This is a genomic window from Halobacillus faecis (genome assembly GCF_007991335.1).
In the GTDB taxonomy this organism is placed as follows: domain Bacteria; phylum Bacillota; class Bacilli; order Bacillales; family Halobacillaceae; genus Halobacillus; species Halobacillus faecis.
The window spans coordinates 41,761-57,922 of sequence record NZ_BJYD01000009.1 but is presented as its reverse complement, the minus strand read 5'-3'; the positions used below and the strand labels follow the sequence as shown (position 1 = coordinate 57,922).

General features: G+C 42.6%; 19 protein-coding genes. 13 read left to right on the top strand and 6 right to left on the bottom strand.

The window, feature by feature from the left end; translation table 11 throughout:
- Positions 1-398 precede the first annotated feature (398 nt).
- From HFA01_RS06260 to HFA01_RS06250, 4 genes are all read left to right on the top strand, one after another.
- Positions 399-1,136, top strand: coding sequence for an AzlC family ABC transporter permease (locus HFA01_RS06260; protein WP_146814336.1), 738 nt, complete (start codon positions 399-401; stop codon positions 1,134-1,136).
- The gene (locus tag HFA01_RS06255) at positions 1,133-1,426 is read left to right on the top strand and encodes an AzlD domain-containing protein (RefSeq protein ID WP_146814335.1); all 294 of its coding nucleotides are present in this window, start codon (positions 1,133-1,135) and stop codon (positions 1,424-1,426) included. Before HFA01_RS06260 ends, HFA01_RS06255 begins: the two co-directional genes overlap by 4 nt.
- 61 nt (positions 1,427-1,487) lie before the next feature.
- Complete coding sequence (locus HFA01_RS18860) at positions 1,488-1,940, top strand: hypothetical protein (protein WP_167506185.1); 453 nt, start codon at positions 1,488-1,490, stop codon at positions 1,938-1,940.
- Between the two features lie 83 nt (positions 1,941-2,023).
- Complete coding sequence (locus HFA01_RS06250; RefSeq protein WP_146814333.1) at positions 2,024-2,557, top strand: GNAT family N-acetyltransferase; 534 nt, start codon at positions 2,024-2,026, stop codon at positions 2,555-2,557.
- Positions 2,558-2,603: 46 nt separating this feature from the next.
- Here HFA01_RS06250 and HFA01_RS06245 read toward each other — a convergent pair whose 3' ends face one another.
- Positions 2,604-3,482 carry a cation diffusion facilitator family transporter gene (locus HFA01_RS06245; protein ID WP_146814331.1) on the bottom strand — a complete coding sequence of 293 codons (879 nt, stop codon included), beginning with the start codon at positions 3,480-3,482 and terminating at the stop codon, positions 2,604-2,606.
- Between the two features lie 288 nt (positions 3,483-3,770).
- Between HFA01_RS06245 and wrbA the strand changes: the two genes are divergently transcribed.
- From wrbA to HFA01_RS06230, 3 genes are all read left to right on the top strand, one after another.
- The gene (wrbA, locus tag HFA01_RS06240; protein ID WP_146814329.1) at positions 3,771-4,376 is read left to right on the top strand and encodes an NAD(P)H:quinone oxidoreductase; all 606 of its coding nucleotides are present in this window, start codon (positions 3,771-3,773) and stop codon (positions 4,374-4,376) included.
- Between the two features lie 397 nt (positions 4,377-4,773).
- Positions 4,774-5,016, top strand: coding sequence for an IDEAL domain-containing protein (locus HFA01_RS06235; RefSeq protein WP_089653208.1), 243 nt, complete (start codon positions 4,774-4,776; stop codon positions 5,014-5,016).
- 244 nt (positions 5,017-5,260) lie between these two features.
- A complete protein-coding gene (locus HFA01_RS06230) occupies positions 5,261-6,103 on the top strand; it encodes a M15 family metallopeptidase (RefSeq protein ID WP_146814327.1) in 843 nt (280 codons plus the stop codon).
- A 42-nt stretch (positions 6,104-6,145) separates the two neighbouring features.
- Here HFA01_RS06230 and HFA01_RS06225 read toward each other — a convergent pair whose 3' ends face one another.
- Positions 6,146-6,766 (bottom strand): NAD(P)-dependent oxidoreductase, encoded by a 621-nt coding sequence (locus HFA01_RS06225; protein ID WP_146814325.1) that lies wholly within the window; start codon positions 6,764-6,766, stop codon positions 6,146-6,148.
- A 102-nt stretch (positions 6,767-6,868) separates the two neighbouring features.
- On the opposite strand from HFA01_RS06225, the gene HFA01_RS06220 reads away from it, so the two are divergent.
- Positions 6,869-8,164, top strand: a complete 1,296-nt coding sequence (locus HFA01_RS06220; protein WP_146814323.1) for an MFS transporter — start codon at positions 6,869-6,871, stop codon at positions 8,162-8,164.
- 1 nt (position 8,165) lies between these two features.
- Here the strand turns inward: HFA01_RS06220 and HFA01_RS06215 are convergent, their stop codons facing one another.
- Positions 8,166-9,080: a zinc dependent phospholipase C family protein gene (locus HFA01_RS06215; protein WP_167506184.1), complete on the bottom strand. Its 915-nt coding sequence runs from the start codon at positions 9,078-9,080 to the stop codon at positions 8,166-8,168.
- 444 nt (positions 9,081-9,524) lie between these two features.
- On the opposite strand from HFA01_RS06215, the gene fumC reads away from it, so the two are divergent.
- Positions 9,525-10,916: a class II fumarate hydratase gene (gene fumC / locus HFA01_RS06210; RefSeq protein ID WP_146814319.1), complete on the top strand. Its 1,392-nt coding sequence runs from the start codon at positions 9,525-9,527 to the stop codon at positions 10,914-10,916.
- A gap of 126 nt (positions 10,917-11,042) precedes the next feature.
- Complete coding sequence (locus HFA01_RS06205; protein ID WP_146814316.1) at positions 11,043-11,249, top strand: alpha/beta-type small acid-soluble spore protein; 207 nt, start codon at positions 11,043-11,045, stop codon at positions 11,247-11,249.
- Between the two features lie 388 nt (positions 11,250-11,637).
- On the opposite strand, the gene HFA01_RS06195 is transcribed toward HFA01_RS06205, so the two are convergent.
- A complete protein-coding gene (locus HFA01_RS06195; protein ID WP_089653223.1) occupies positions 11,638-12,735 on the bottom strand; it encodes an ABC transporter ATP-binding protein in 1,098 nt (365 codons plus the stop codon).
- 128 nt (positions 12,736-12,863) lie between these two features.
- Positions 12,864-13,757 carry a PucR family transcriptional regulator gene (locus tag HFA01_RS06190; protein WP_146814312.1) on the bottom strand — a complete coding sequence of 298 codons (894 nt, stop codon included), beginning with the start codon at positions 13,755-13,757 and terminating at the stop codon, positions 12,864-12,866.
- Positions 13,758-13,867: 110 nt separating this feature from the next.
- On the opposite strand from HFA01_RS06190, the gene HFA01_RS06185 reads away from it, so the two are divergent.
- Positions 13,868-14,149, top strand: coding sequence for a metal-sensitive transcriptional regulator (locus tag HFA01_RS06185; protein WP_174787809.1), 282 nt, complete (start codon positions 13,868-13,870; stop codon positions 14,147-14,149).
- A gap of 60 nt (positions 14,150-14,209) precedes the next feature.
- On the opposite strand, the gene HFA01_RS18855 is transcribed toward HFA01_RS06185, so the two are convergent.
- On the bottom strand, positions 14,210-14,377 hold the full coding sequence (locus HFA01_RS18855) for a hypothetical protein (RefSeq protein ID WP_167506183.1): 168 nt from the start codon (positions 14,375-14,377) through the stop codon (positions 14,210-14,212).
- 109 nt (positions 14,378-14,486) lie between these two features.
- Here HFA01_RS18855 and HFA01_RS06180 point away from each other — a divergent pair, with 109 nt between their 5' ends.
- Positions 14,487-14,897, top strand: a complete 411-nt coding sequence (locus HFA01_RS06180; protein WP_146814310.1) for a ferritin-like domain-containing protein — start codon at positions 14,487-14,489, stop codon at positions 14,895-14,897.
- 114 nt (positions 14,898-15,011) lie between these two features.
- Positions 15,012-16,148, top strand: coding sequence for a DUF445 domain-containing protein (locus tag HFA01_RS06175; RefSeq protein ID WP_146814308.1), 1,137 nt, complete (start codon positions 15,012-15,014; stop codon positions 16,146-16,148).
- The last annotated feature ends 14 nt before the right edge of the window (positions 16,149-16,162 follow it).

Below are 16,162 nucleotides of genomic sequence, written 5' to 3'. Positions count from 1 at the left end.
TCTTTACTCCCTGGGCGGTGTTTATAAAAAAATGAAAGCCCCGCCCCTGAACAAACAGGGACGAAGCTTTCACTCCGCGGTACCACCCTTGTTGGTAAATTTCTTTACCCACTCTGTTGGTGTATCACTTGGTCTGGAATTCTGTAATTCGATGGAAGGAGGCCCAAGTTTACACCACCCACTTGGTCTCTGTTCTACTGCTCTCGAACCATCTACTTTGGAATTCATGATACGATCTATTCTTTTTTACTTAAACGCTTTTAAGCAGTGAAGTAATGTGAGTTCATCATAGAATACTTTTTATGAGATGTCAACGAATTTTTTTGCAAGGCTTTGCTTCAAATTGAACCGTTCGTTGTGTATAATAGTGGAAATTTGGATAGACAGGGGGAGGAAGGATGGAACCGCAAGCTATTCGCACAACGGCTTCTTCTACTCGTATACATATGATTAAAAAAGGGATGATTGCGGGTTTCCCGATCATGCTGGGTTATTTGCCGATCGCTTTAACTTATGGAGTCTTAGCGAGTCGGACGGGGATGACGAATCTTGAGCTTACATTGATGAGTGTGCTTGTATTCGCTGGCGCTGCTCAATTTCTAGCTGTAGGGATGATAGCGGCAGGGACAGGGATAATTGAGATCATAATCGCTACATTTGTTCTGAATTTCAGGCATTTTGTCATGAGTTTATCTTTTGTCAATCGTTTGAAAGATGTGGCTCTGAAAGTAAAGCTTCCTCTCTCCTTAGGTTTGACGGATGAAACATTCACGATGTCCGCCTTGTATAAGGACGAAGCAAGAGAGAAATATGGAGGTTTCTTTTATGCTTCTTTAATATTGACCGCTTATTTATCATGGGTGGGAGGGTCTTATCTTGGTGGTGTTTTAGGTGATGTCATACCGGCGAGGTTGAGTGACAGCATGGGGGTAGCCTTATATGCGATGTTCATTGGCCTCCTGATTCCTTCCGTGAAAAAGAATTTTAAAATTGCCGGCATCGCTGTACTCGCCATGTTGATTAATTTTATTTGTCAAACCTTGGGAATGAGTCAAGGCTGGTCCATTGTTATGGGTACTGTTCTTGCAGCCTTCAGCGGAGTTTGGATTCTTGAGGATGAGGAGGTGACAGAATGATCATTTGGATGGTTATCGGGATGGCCGTAGTTACAGCTGTTCCGAGGTTTTTACCCGCATTGATTGTAGGATTTGTCACTTTTCCTAAATGGGTGGACCGATGGCTTAACGCTATTCCTTATGCTGCTCTCGGAGCACTGATTTTTCCAGGGATTATGTCAGTGAAGCCTGATGCACCTCAAATTGGTGTGATTGCAGGTTTGGTAGGGGTTTTGCTGGCATGGTTGAATGTCCATATCATCTTCGTTGTACTTGGAGCGATTACCTCTGTATTCTTGTTGACATTATAATCACACCTGCCCAGTAGGTGCATATCGTATAGGGATACTTCCGAGAAAGGAATTGATCGTTATGCACCGACAATTTGGTTTTCCTTTCGGGCAGATTTTCGGATTTCCGACCCCAAATCAAGGGGGGCAATTCGGCCCGGGCCAACCACCTCCTGGACCTCCCCCAGGTGGACCACCTTTTGGAGGCGGGCAAGGACAGCCGCCATTTGGCGGAGGACCTGGAGGACCCGGAGGACCGGGTGGGCCCGGTGGTCCTGGCATCCAGCTTCCACCCCCACCGGATCAGCCGCCTAGTTCACAAGGGGCTTCCCTGTTTGCTGTAGACCCAGGCTCATTATATGGCTGCCTCTATCGATACACATGGATCACTCTCGTTAACGGTCGCTCGTTTTGGTTCTACCCGACATTCATCGGCCGCACTTCTGTAGCCGGATACCGTTGGCAGCGTCGCCGCCGACAGTGGGTTTATACTGGCTTCGATACACGACAAATTTCTAGTTTCCAATGTAGATAAACCGCAAATAAAAGGTGATGCCACCCTTGGCATCATCTTTTTGTTACAATAGAAAGTAATTAGAGGAAGAAGGGACGATCCATATGCCTGAAGTAAGAGCTGCCCGCTTTGAGGATGCTGAAACGATCGCTGAAATTCATGTGAAGAGTTGGAAATCAACCTATAAAGATCTAATCGATGAGAGGGATTTAAGCAATACAACGGTTGAACATCGGATTGCGCTTTGGGAAACGGTTCTCAGAACTCCTGTAAATGGTCAAATTGCCTATGTGATTGAAAATGATCATGGGGAAGTCGTCGGCTTTGTTTCTGGTGGAAAAGAAAGGACAAAGAACTATGGCTATGACGGGGAAATCTATGCGATCTACTTGCTGGATGAGTATCAGGGGAAGGGGTATGGCAAAGAAATGCTCCGGGTATTTTCAAATGGGATGCTTGAAGCTGGGTACCAGTCCCTTCTTGTATGGGTCCTGACCAATAACCCTTCCAGTCAATTTTACATAAAGTATGGAGCAGATCCTGTAGAGGCCGAAAGAGTCACAATCGGCCAGGGAACCTATGAAGAGACGGCTTATGGTTGGAGTGAGTTGAAAAGCTTGACCGACCGTCTAGCATAAACGGGATGATATCTGACAAAAAAGCCTGCCATCACCGGCAGGCTTTTTACGTCTCTTCTTCTTCATAGGGTTCGATATGGATGTGGGCGTAACCGATATTTTTTTCTTTTTCTAATCGTTCTTCTACTTCATCGGTGATTTCGTGACCTTCCTGGACAGTAATATCAGGGTTGACGTGAATTGTAGCTTCGACAAGTGTTTTATTTCCCTGCATCCGTGCTTTGACATCTTTAACGGCCCAAACGTCGGGATGATCGGATATGCTCTCCCGAATGTGTTCAATTCCTTCTTCATCATAACCATCCGTCAGGCTGTGGGTGGCGTCGACAAAAATGTCCCAAGCTGTTTTGCAAATAATGAGGCCAACAACCAAACCGGCAAGAGGATCCAACCAGAAAATGCCGAACTGAGAACCGAAGATCCCGATGCTTGCTCCGACACTTACTAAAGCATCTGACCGATTATCCTGAGCAGCCGCATATAACGCATTGCTATCCACTTTCTTCGATAGATTCAAGTTGTACCGATAAACACCATACATAATAAAGGCCGCCACTAAAGCCGTCCATGCCGTGAGCATCGAAGGCTCACTGGCTTTTTGTTGGATAATATCCTGAACCGTACCGATGATCACTTCTATTCCGACAGTCATCATAATAAAGGCTGCGATGAGAGAAGCAATCGTTTCCGCACGGAAATGTCCGTAATGATGGTCCTCATCCGGTGGCTTCCTAGAAATTTTAAGCCCGATCAAAACAGCCACGGATGCAATGACGTCAGTCGTATTGTTTAACCCATCTGCTCTGAGCGCTTCAGAGTTTCCTATGGAGGCGATGATCAATTTTGTTGTTGCAAGGACAAGATATGCAATAATACTTACCCAGGCCCCACGTTCCCCTTTTTTCAAATTTGCATAGTCATTCATGGACTTTTACCTCCAGATCGATCAATTAGGCTTGATATAGCTTACCAAATAGAAGTTCAGTGGGTCTAGAGAAAAAAAGCTTTCCATGTTCATGTTAATTGCCTATACGCAAAAAAGCTTAATATATGGAGACATTGTAAAGGTTTTATAAAATATCTCGAATTTAAGAGTCTTGAGTTTGAGTTTTAGTTAAGGCGGGTATATACTATCTGTGAATCCTGATCGTATCTTAGGAAACAATAAACAGGCATTCTTGGATTCCAATAGTATGCAAAAGGAGAGATTTTAGTGGCAAACGTAAAATTAGCGATCATTTACTACAGTTCTACAGGTACGAACTACAAAATGGCGCAATGGGCGGAAGATGCAGCTAAACAAGAAGGGGCAGAAGTAAAACTGGTACGTGTCCCAGAGTTAGCTCCTATGGAAGCAATTGAACAGAATCCTGCATGGAAAGAGCATTACTTAGCAACAAAAGATGTCGTTCCAGAAGCTAAAATTGACGACCTTGATTGGGCGGACGCTGTAATTTTCAGTGTACCTACCCGCTTTGGTAACGTTCCAGGACAAGTGAAACAATTTATGGATCAGGCGGGCGGACTATGGTTCCAAGGAAAACTTGTGAACAAGGTAGTCAGTGCGATGACATCTGCACAAAACGTACACGGTGGTCAAGAAGCGACGCTCTTGAACTTTTACACTACAATGTTCCATTGGGGTGCCATCATTGCTGCTCCAGGTTACACGGATGATGCCGTGTTCGCGTCTGGAGGAAACCCATACGGTACGAGTGTAAGCGTAGATGGAGAAGGGAATATGAAGGAAGAAGTAGAAGACGGCGTACGTCATCAAGTTAAACGTACTATAGATGTTGCAAGTAAATTCATTAACTAAATAAAGAGTGAAGAGTATGGAACCTTTTGAGTTTCATACTCTTTTTTTATAAAGAGCTTAGCAGTTGATCGGCGTATTATATAGGAAGTTTGTGGAATGGGAGGATTTGGGGGAGTATTATGGTGAAAAGCCTATCATGGCTATTCTTTCTTCTAAATGTGACATCGATAAGTGAGTGAATCTTATATTTTTCGAGAATATAGAAGTTCTCACAGAAATCTTTTAGGGATTTAGTAACTATTTTGCGAAAGTAAATCATGACGAATCCCTCTGGCAATAGGGCTGAGAGGTTTAAAATTTTTAAATATGGGAAACATAATACTAAATATTCAGAAAACTTGTTGCGAAATTCTATTATATCCTGCATAATGAAAAAAAGCATGAAGGGGGTAGTCTCATGAGAAAGCAAAAGATTGATTATGTTATCCGTCGCCACCCCGAGTACAAAGGGAAAGAGATTACGGCAAAGAGAGAGTTGTCCTTTGGAATACAGTTAGCCTCACGTCTGCTTTTAGACCAACTAAGTTATCAGTTTAATAAGGAACGGCTGGATAAGGAAATTAACCAGGCCATTGATAACGATGACCGCGATGAATTTGAACGTTTAAGTTTTCAATATCAACCCTTTACATGGGAATAAGATAGAACCGTTGCTGATGCAGCGGTTTTTTTTGCGAAGTTTTAGGTTATAAATGAAGGAGGGAAATGTGGATAAGGAAAGCTCTCCTATGCCCAGAAAGAACTCGTCAAGGAACTTTCTGCTACAAATTAAGAGTAAATGACTGAGTTTTAGGAAAACAGGTTTATGACAGGGATCAGATATACAACATCTTCCTGTGAATGTTATAGTAAGGGTACCATCATAGACTAGGAAGGTAATACAATTGAAAAAAGTATGGATTTTAACATTATTAAGTCTCAGCTTGACTGCTTGTTCTCTCGCATCATCGGGGGACGAACAAGAGGCGAAAGAAGATGCTCCCGCTTCTTCCCAAAAAGAAGCGGAACAAACCGCTTCTGATAAGGAAGATCAATCCTCTTCCGGTGAAGGAACAGAGCAGGCACCTGCGGACGAGAAGAAAGATTCATCCTCTGCTAAAACCGAAAAAGATAAAGTTTTGGCGGACGGAACAGTCGAAGTAGGAGACCCCGAGAGTTTACAAGTGGTCGTCAACAAAAATAGGAAGTTGCCGGGTGATTATGTACCCGAAGATTTGACTGTCCCAAATGTACCTTTTTATTTCCAAGAAGACCACCCGAAAAAACAGATGAGAGAAGAAGCAGCTCGTGCTTTAGAAGAACTTTTCGAAGCTGCTGAAGGGGATGGAATTGAGTTAGTAGCTGCTTCAGGCTACCGTTCCTATGAGCGTCAAAAAAGGATTTATGAAAGAAATGTAGAAGTTTATGGCAAAGAGGAAACAGATACATTTTCAGCACAGCCTGGTACGAGCGAACATCAAACAGGTCTTGCTATGGATGTTACTTCAGCTCAGGTAGCCTTTAAACTGGAGCAATCCTTCGGTGAAACAACGGAGGGAGAATGGCTTGCCGATCATGCCCATGAATACGGATTTATCATCCGTTATAGAGAAGGTGCCAAAGATATCACAGGTTACATGTATGAACCCTGGCATTTGAGGTACGTAGGGAAAGAGGTCTCTTCAGATGTCCATGAACAGGCCGTAACGTTAGAGGAGTTTTTTGGTCTTTACCCATCGGCTGAATGAAAAAAAAGCCATTTCTCCACGAAGAGAGAAATGGCTTTTTTTTTAATAACAGATTCCAACGCGGTGAGCTAAGAATTCTTTCTTTTTTAATTCTTCATAAGCAAAAAATGCTGTATCTGCCACGGTAATCTTCTTGCCGTCTTCTGGGAGTAAATCACGCTCAAATCGGATATTGCCGTGTCGTTCTCCATCAGGCAAATAAGTCGGACAGATGATGGTCCAGTCCAGCCGACTGTGCTGTAAAGCTTCATATACTTTAACATGTTCTTCTGCTGCAAATGTTTTCTTTCGTTTGGATTCATTGGTCTGGTAGCGATATTTCCCTTTTTCGAACCTGCTGTTTAGAATGCCTGCCGTTCCGATTGTGACGATACGCTTGATCCCTTCTTCTTTCATCGCTTTAACGATTAAGAGGGAACTCTTCGATAGTGTGTCTGTTTTATCTGTGTTCAAGGCACTGATCACCGCATCACAAGTGGCAATGGTCTTTTTGACGTCCTCTTCATTTTTCGCATCACCAATCACGAACTCCACTCCAGGAATAACTTCCATCGCCCGTTTTTCATCACGAACAAGGGCTTTTACTTCCAACCCATCACCTAATGCTAATCGTACAATTTCAGATCCGACTCTTCCTGTGCCACCGAATACTGCCAGTTTCATTAAACCACCTCAAAGAATTGTAAAGTTTGATTTTGATTACGTAAAATTTGAAAATCTTTTGCTATGCTTGTCTAAAAAAGAGTATTGATGGGGGTTATGACCATGAAAAGGAAACCCGTTTGGAGCTGGATGCTCTATGATTTTGCTAATTCAGCTTTTGCAACGACCATCATGGCTGCTGTGCTACCTGTATTCTATTATGATGTAGCAGCTAAAGGTGTTCAAGAATCTTTAGCAGCAAGCTATTGGGGATATTCCCAATCCATTGCTGTCTTAATCGTGGCAATCCTAGCTCCAATTCTAGGGGCGATCAGTGATTATTCCGCAGCGAAGAAAAGTTTTTTGATGTTCTTTGCCTATATGGGCATGATTGCCAGCGTCTTGCTTGCCTTTGTCGGAGAGGGGGATTACATTTTTGCCTCGATATTATTAATCGTGGGGACGATCGGTTTTTCAGGTGCGAATGTGTTTTATGATGCTTTTTTACCTGAAGTGGCTAAAGAGGAAGATATAGATCGTGTTTCTGCAGCTGGATTCACGTTAGGATATGTCGGCGGAGGGGTTCTGCTTGCCATCAACCTTCTCATGATTATGAAGTATGAGTGGTTCGGGCTTCCGAATACCTTGATTGGTACGAAGCTTGCTTTTGTATCCGTTGGTCTTTGGTGGTTTATTTTTTCCATTCCTCTCATGAAAAACGTTGTAGAGGAAAAGAAGACCCGGCAAGAAAGAGAACACTCTTATGTGTCCATCGGCTTTCAGCGGCTTGGTCGGACATGGAAAGAATTGAGACAGTTTAAGCAGCTTCTCATTTTTTTATTGGCGTTTTGGCTTTATAACGATGGGATTTCGACAATTATAAAAATGGCCACGATTTATGGAAGGGATATTGGAATTGACAGCACTTCTCTGATTACAGCGTTACTCATCACTCAATTCGTTGGGATCCCATGTACATTCTTCTTCGGTTGGCTGGCAGGAAAAATAACGCCTAAGCGTGCGCTCATGATATCGTTATCTATCTATTTGGTCATCGTAGCACTTGGGTATTTTATGACATCGGCCCTTCATTTTTACATCCTGGCTGTGTGCGTAGGTTTCGTGCAAGGGGGAGCTCAGGCTTTAAGCCGTTCCATTTTTGGAAGAATGGTTCCAGGAGACCGTCATGCGGAGTTTTTCGGTTTTTACGGAATCTCCTCAAAATTCGCTGCCATTTTTGGACCGTTTGCCTTCGCACTTGTCGGACAATTAACAGGATCGAGCCGTCTTGGAATTCTATCGCTCGTGTTCTTCTTTATCGTTGGTATGATCCTATTATATATGCTTGATGTAGATAAAGGGGTAGAGCAGGCAGAGTCCTACACCCGCTCTGAGGAAGAACCCGTCATTCGTTCATAGGTTACACAATCGGATGACTGTACTGGTTCACCATCCTTTTCTCAAGGGGCTCTCCCGTATCATACGAAATGTTTCCAATGATTTTTTTAATGTGATCCCAAACCTCCGGGGAACCTGTTTCCCAATACTCGAAAATATACTGAAATAGAGTGGTACCTTCGTTCTTCGCCTGTTCATATAAATCCAAAAAAGATTCGGTGCGCTTTTCTTTTGTTGCCGGATGGTACCACTCCATATGGCTCTCATTCAAAAAATCTTTCTTTTCACGGATGGGCTGATGGGAGAACGAGGAAACGAGTGTGCCAAACCATCGATTCTTCCATTTCCAAGGGTCATATAACACCCTTTGAGCCGCCTGAATATGGGAAAAAGATTCTTGAATTACTTTCTTCTTGTGATTTGTCGTTGTTTCAGGATAATGATCGGAAAGCAGAGAATGCATAAAGGAAGAAATGGGACGGATTTGCTTTCCGATTTTTATTTTCTTATGGACAGGGTTTTTCCACGTTTCTAGATTCCTCTCACGTGCGAGCATGACTGTATCTAAGAGTACTTCAAGTTCCTGGTGTTTATTTTCTTCATAGCCTGCGTGATAGTGAATGTAAGGATGAGTATGGCGGTCAAGGATATGATGGCTCACAAAGCCAAGGATAAAGGCTTGAAGTAAGTTTTTCTCTGACTTTCCTCTTTCAATCATATCGATCAAAAGGGGTCCGCATTTTTCCGTATGAAGCAGCATCCCGATTTCCGCTACCTCTTTGTCTGGTAAAAAAGGCAGGAAATTATGATAAAAAAACGGATCAGGACCCTGGGCTCCCATATGTAAAGGGGCTGAAGAAGTTTCTAAAAGGTCTTTCCTTTCAAGCTCCTCGCATAACTGGTCCACAAACAGTATATGTGTCCATATATTAGGCATCTTCATTCTCCATTCTTTATAAAAAATTTGTTCCGCTAACTGGCAGGTTTGTGTAAGACCCAGTTTCGAGACATTTATGGGAGCGCGGTAAACCGCGCTCCCGCGGAAAGCGAGCTATTCCCCGCAGCCCCATCCACTCAACAAAAGTCTCGAAACTGAGTCTCCAAGTAAAGGGACCATTAATGAAATTATGGATTCAAAAAAAAGAGCCTTTCTGCAAAGGCTCTTTTTTACCACTTTTTACCCACTTGAGAGATCAAGCAAGGAAGGACGATATGTACCTTTGCTTGATGGGTTCATTATACATAAATATCTGAAAAATGTAAATAATCAGACTTGTAACTTGAAGAAAATTGTCAAAAAGAGAGAGCTTCTGGTGATTGTTCAAAAGATTCTTGATACAATGAAAGGGCATGCAATGATTTGATCAAAGGGAGGATATTCATGGATTATCGCATTGAAAAAGATACCATAGGAGAAATCAAAGTACCGAGCGAAAAGTTTTGGGGAGCTCAAACACAGAGAAGTAAACAAAACTTCCCAATTGGCGATGAAAAAATGCCGAAAGAAGTTGTCGAGGGCTTTGCGATCCTTAAAAAAAGCGCGGCCAAAGCAAATGCAGCACTTGGGTTGCTTGAAGAGGAAAAAGCAGAAGCTATTGCTTATGCGGCCGATCTCATTATTGCCGGAGAACTTGACGAGCATTTCCCTCTTGTGGTTTGGCAGACGGGAAGCGGTACGCAGTCGAACATGAATGTGAATGAAGTTATCGCTTACGTTGGTTCGCAATGGCTGGAGGAGAAAGGTAGTGAAACACGTCTCCACCCGAATGATGATGTAAATAAATCTCAAAGTTCGAATGATACTTATCCGACAGCGATGCATATTGCATCTGTCAGAAAAATCGAGGATGTCGTTCTTCCAGCCTTGATCCAATTCAAACATACATTACAAGAAAAAATGGAAGCGTTTAACGATATCGTTAAAATTGGCCGTACCCACTTACAGGATGCCACTCCATTGACGCTAGGTCAGGAAATTAGTGGTTGGCACCGCATGCTTGAAAAAACAGAAAAAATGCTTATTGAAAGCACGGAATACGTAAAAGAGCTTGCCATCGGTGGGACCGCAGTGGGTACAGGGTTGAATGCCCATGAAGATTTTTCTGAGCAGGTAGTGGCTCAAATTAACGAGGCAACAGGAAAAGGCTTTATTTCTGCACCGAATAAATTCCATGCGCTCACTTCCCATGACGAACTCGTCCACACGCATGGCGCTTTGAAAGCCTTAGCCGCTGATCTTATGAAAATAGCTAATGATGTGAGGTGGCTTGCGAGTGGACCGCGTTGCGGCATTGGTGAAATTACGATTCCAGCCAATGAACCGGGGAGTTCCATTATGCCTGGTAAAGTGAACCCTACACAAAGCGAAGCCGTCACGATGGTTGTGGCTCAGGTTATGGGGAATGATGCTACGATTGGTTTTGCAGCGAGTCAGGGGAACTTTGAACTGAACGTATTTAAACCAGTGATCGCTTATAATTTCTTGCAGTCTGCCCAACTTCTTGCAGACAGTATCGTTTCTTTCGACGAACGTTGTGTGGGCGGACTGGAGCCGAATCATGAACAAATTGAAAAGAATCTTCGTGATTCCTTAATGCTAGTCACAGCTCTTAATCCTCATATCGGATATGAAAATGCAGCCGAAATCGCAAAAACAGCTTTTGAAAAAGATCAGACATTAAAGGAAACGGCCGTTGAGCTTGGTATTCTTACAGAAGATCAATTTGATGAATATGTGGATCCTAAAGCGATGACGAAGCCGAACGCGAAATAAATCTTTTGTTGTTAGCCATGTTTATTAGCCTAATATAATTTCTCCAGTAATTACCACCTGTTTTTTTAACATAAAAACAACCAGACCGACCCATACTACGATTACACAAGACAGGAGGTGAGACACATGGCTAACAACAACAGTTCAAATGAGTTGGTTGTACCTGGTGTACAACAAGCTCTAGACCAAATGAAATACGAAATCGCACAAGAATTTGGCGTACAACTTGGTGCTGACTCTACAGCTCGTGCTAACGGTTCTGTAGGTGGTGAGATCACTAAGCGTCTTGTCCAAATGGCTGAGCAACAATTCGGCGGACAACAATACAAATAAATACTTGTGACGAAGGAGGAAGGGTGCGCCCTTCCTCTTTATTTTTTGAATGTCTTTCATATTCATACGAAACATGTAGGTGGAGTTCCAGATCGTTTTGAAAGAAGTGGCGAGCAATGCAAGAGTGTGGTGTATGCAACGGGTGGGCAGCTTCTGAAAGACCCTGCCCTAAATGCGAAGGAACAATGCGAGATCAGGGACGCGTCACAGATTTCTTGGATGATTATAGTCCTTATCTTGATCAGAAGTATACAGATCTCGTTGATGGGGACATGGATTCATCCATCACTGAGGAATGCGTCCATCTATTTGTTTGTGAAGATTGTGGTTTGAATGATATTCAAGCCACATAAAAAACGCAGCCAACAAGGCTGCGTTTTTTATCTTTTTAGCGGATACGTAATTCAGAGTCTTTATCAAAGAAGTGAACTTTGTTCATATCGATCGCCAATGTAATCTGATCTCCACCATTAATATCAGAACGGGAATCGACACGAGCGATGAAGTCCTGGTCATTCAGTTTGGAATATAGGTAGGACTCAGATCCCATTAATTCTGCTACTTCAATGTCTGCTGTGATTTTCTTGTCCTGGTTTGCATCAATAAACACAGGTTCATCATGCATGTCTTCTGGTCTTACACCAAGAATGACTTCTTTTCCGATATAGTTTTGTTCGCGAAGAGGTTTCATTTTTCCTTCAGGAACTGCTATTTTGACCTCTCCCAGTTCGATGTGTCCATCCGCAAGTTTTCCATTTAGGAAGTTCATGGCTGGTGAACCGATAAAGCCGCCGACAAAAACATTTTCAGGTTTGTCATACACATCCTTTGGTGCCCCCACTTGTTGAATAACCCCGTCCTTCATAACAACAAGTCGTGTAGCCATCGTCATCGCCTCTGTCTGGTCGTGCGTGACGTAGATGGTTGTTGTTTGAAGACGTTGGTGCAGCTTCTGGATTTCAGCACGCATCTGTACACGAAGCTTAGCATCAAGGTTGGAAAGAGGCTCGTCCATCAAGAATACTTTCGCATCTCGGACAATCGCACGGCCAAGAGCAACACGCTGTCTTTGACCACCAGATAGCGCTTTGGGTTTACGGTCAAGTAAAGCTTCAAGGCCAAGGATCTGAGCCGCGTTATTTACACGTTTCTCAATTTCACTTTTATCCATCTTACGGAGTTTTAAACCGAAAGCCATGTTATCATATACGTTCATGTGTGGGTACAAAGCGTAGTTCTGGAAAACCATCGCGATGTCTCGGTCTTTCGGAGCTACATCGTTCATGCGTTTTTCATCAATCATGAAATCTCCGTTTGTAATTTCTTCAAGACCTGCAATCATACGAAGTGTCGTAGATTTACCGCAACCGGACGGACCAACGAATACGATAAACTCTTTATCCTTGATGTGTAAGTTGAAATCATCTACCGCTTTAACACTTTTATCATAAACTTTATCGATATTGTTCAGTTTTATTTCTGCCATTTTTATATCCCCCTAGTGAAATTGAAATCGCTTTCTTGATTGATTACAGTGTATCGAAGTTTCTGAAAACGGTAAATGGACAAAGTGCACAAACATGGGAGAGGGTTGTTTGTGCACTTTGTCGATTGTCAGTATTCCATGTGTAATAATGCGAGATACGTAATGACCGCGCCTTCAAATTGTTTAATGTCAAGGCCCGTTTTTTCAGTGAATTTGTCCACTCGATATTGCAAGCTGTTTCTGTGCATGTACAGTTTTTTAGCAGCTAGAGACGTATTCGAACCCGATTCCAGGAAAATCCGGATGGTCTGTAATAATTCCTTGTCCTTTTCGATGTCCTTAAAGATGGATCTGCGGATATGTTCCCATTCTTCATCTGGAAGTGCGTCTATATATAAGTAGGGGATAATATCCTTATAGGTAATCATGGATCCTAGTTTATGTTCTTTAGCAATTCCCGCCCCGTGCTGGGCCCATTTCAAAATTTTTGAGGCATCCTCCGGAGAAGAAGTGAATTCACTAATAAAGAAATGGATATCTGTGTAAAAATCACTGCTTAATACATCTGCCATGCCTTCGAATACCATAATTTCCTGATCTTTAGAAGAAACTTCTTCTATGATGATCCCCTCACGGTCCGATGTCCATAAGAGAGGCATTTCTTGAGGAAATAGGGATTGAAGTGCTTCCTTTACAATAGCTTTCTCTGCTTCCACATCTTCGATGGAAAAGAGGACAAAACGAAAGGATACCGGCCACACCATTTCCTGCGTCCCATCTTCTTTATAAAGGAATGATGACCATTGTTTCTCCCTTTCTGTCATGGTGGATTCTTCTGAGCTTAAAGGTTTGAGAAAGATCGAGAGCAATTCAGAAGATTGGTGGTCAAGTTCATTTTTTTTAATGCCTACAATTTCATCATCTTCGGTTTGGAACCATTTGTATTCCGTATGGTTGTCAAATCCTAGTTTATTTATAGTGATTGAAGGGTATAATCGTTTAAGTTGGTCTACAACTGACATGAATCTCTTCCTTTTTGGTTGGATATTTACTATTATAGTAATACAATGGACAAAATCCGCAAAGCGTTGAAGGTATATAATTTCGTACCTGAAGAGAGGAGGAGAAGGAATTGGATCAAGTGAAGGATAAAAGTATTTACGGTCCTGAAACGAAAAACCGTTTAAAAAGGATTGAAGGTCAAGTTCGTGGTGTCCTCAAGATGATGGATGAAGATAAAGATTGTAAAGATGTCATCACCCAGTTGTCAGCCGCACGTTCTGCGATGGACCGTGCGATTGGATATATCGTTGCCAAAAACTTAGAAGGCTGTATTCGTGATGCTCATGAGGAAGGCGAATCAGCGGAAGAGTTAATTAATGAAGCTGTGCAGATGATTGTAAAAAGCCGCTAATGAAGAAAGCTGTCTCCTGTTTCGTCAGATAAAAGGCAAACAGGAGACAGCTTTTTCTTTTCATTTTTCCTCTTTTTGCTCAGGAATTTCGTGAGCTTCTCCGATTTGCTCATGCCCGTAAACAGGTTTAATCGTGCCACCTGCCATCCCTTCGTTGATCATCCGATCGACGTCAAGTTCGAATTTATCCTTTCCTTCGGGTGCTGCTTGTTTATGGTGCTTATCCATATGTTCACCTCCTTCTTTCATTTTGCCCGGAATCTTAAATTCAATGATCCGGCAAGGAGAATAACCTTGTCCTTTTCCTTCATATTCTAATAGCAAGGGAGGGGTTCAAATGCAAAACCAACAGGAGTCCTTTATTCAACGGCTGCAAAGGTCAATTGAAGAAGAGTGGAAAGACCATGACTTTTACAACCGTTTGAAAGGTGATACGAGCAACCGGTTGTTCAGGGACTATATAAAGCATGCGGAAGATGATGAATGGAAACATTATCAAATGTTCCAGCACCTCCACCTCCAGTTGACGGGGAAATATCATCATTTTGAACCCGAAACAATCAGCTATCGATCCTTTGAAAGTGGTGTAGTCAGGGCCCAACAAGATGAATTTAAAGCGGGCGAAATGTATAGGGAAATGCTGTTTATGATTCCTACACCTCTCGCTTATCATGTGTTATTTACAGCCATGACTGATGAGATGGAGCATGCGACAAGGTTCGGTACTATATATGGGAGACTGAAATAATACCTGTTGAAGGCCATGTTTATACAAGGCCTTTTTTGCTTGGTGTTTTACCGTTGGCACTTGGCTTTTATTTGGATTATACTGGTTACACCATGTGTAGAAAGAGGTTGGAACATGAACTCTGCTTTATTAATTTTAATGATGATCGGAATCGGGGCCTTGATTGGAGGACTCACGAATTCATTAGCCATAAAAATGTTATTCCGTCCCTATCGACCCATTCATATCGGTAACTACCGACTTCCTTTTACCCCAGGACTCATTCCTAAACGACAAAAGGAATTAGCTCAGCAATTGGGTAAGATGGTTGTGAACCATTTATTAACGCCAGAAGGCATCCGTCGAAAGCTTACACATCCAAGTTTTAAGGCGCAGATGACTACATGGGCCAAAGATGAAGTTCAAACGATGTTAAAAAAAGAAGATACGTTAAAAGAAGTACTTGAGAAATTTCATATTGAAGTGACAACATCATCCATTCAACGTCATGTTTCTCAGTGGGTGGAACATCGCTACGAATCACTCATGGACGAATATCGTGAACAAACGATCGAGGAGTTGTTAACACCATCGTTGCGAGAAAGGACAAACCGTGGAGTAGACCAAGCGGCTGCTCATATTCAAGCGAGTATAGAAACTTATTTCCGAAGTTCCGAAGGGAAAGAGAAAGTGGCCGCCTTAATTGATAACTACTTGGATAATCAAGGGTTTCTCGGTAATATGATTTCATCTTTTATGGGACCAGACGGGCTTACAGAGCGTATTTATCCACTCATCCTTAAATATGTATCTGACCGGGAAATGAAGGATTGGCTGGAAACGATGTTGCATACAGAAAAAGATAAACTTTTAACCAATCGAGTCGCGTGGTTTGAAAACCAAATCGGTCGTGAAGCAGTTGGCACAAAGCTTGGAGAGCTCGTGGCAGAGGCATTACCTGTGGATGAGTGGATGGAAAAAACCGTGGAGGAATGGACAAGCCCTTATGAAGAAAAGATTCTTGAAACCTTCGTTCCAGCTGCTGTTGATCAAATCATTGATTTATTATCGGCGAAAGTAGAGAGCATGATGGCGCAGATGAGATTATCTGAAATTGTTCAGGAGGAAGTCGAAGCTTTCCAAGTCGAACGTCTTGAAGAAATGGTCCTCGGAATATCCAGAAGGGAATTTAAAATGATTACCTACCTCGGTGCTTTGCTAGGAGGAATGATTGGCTTACTCCAAGCCATTATTGTGCTATTTTTCGGATAATAGTGTATTCCTAT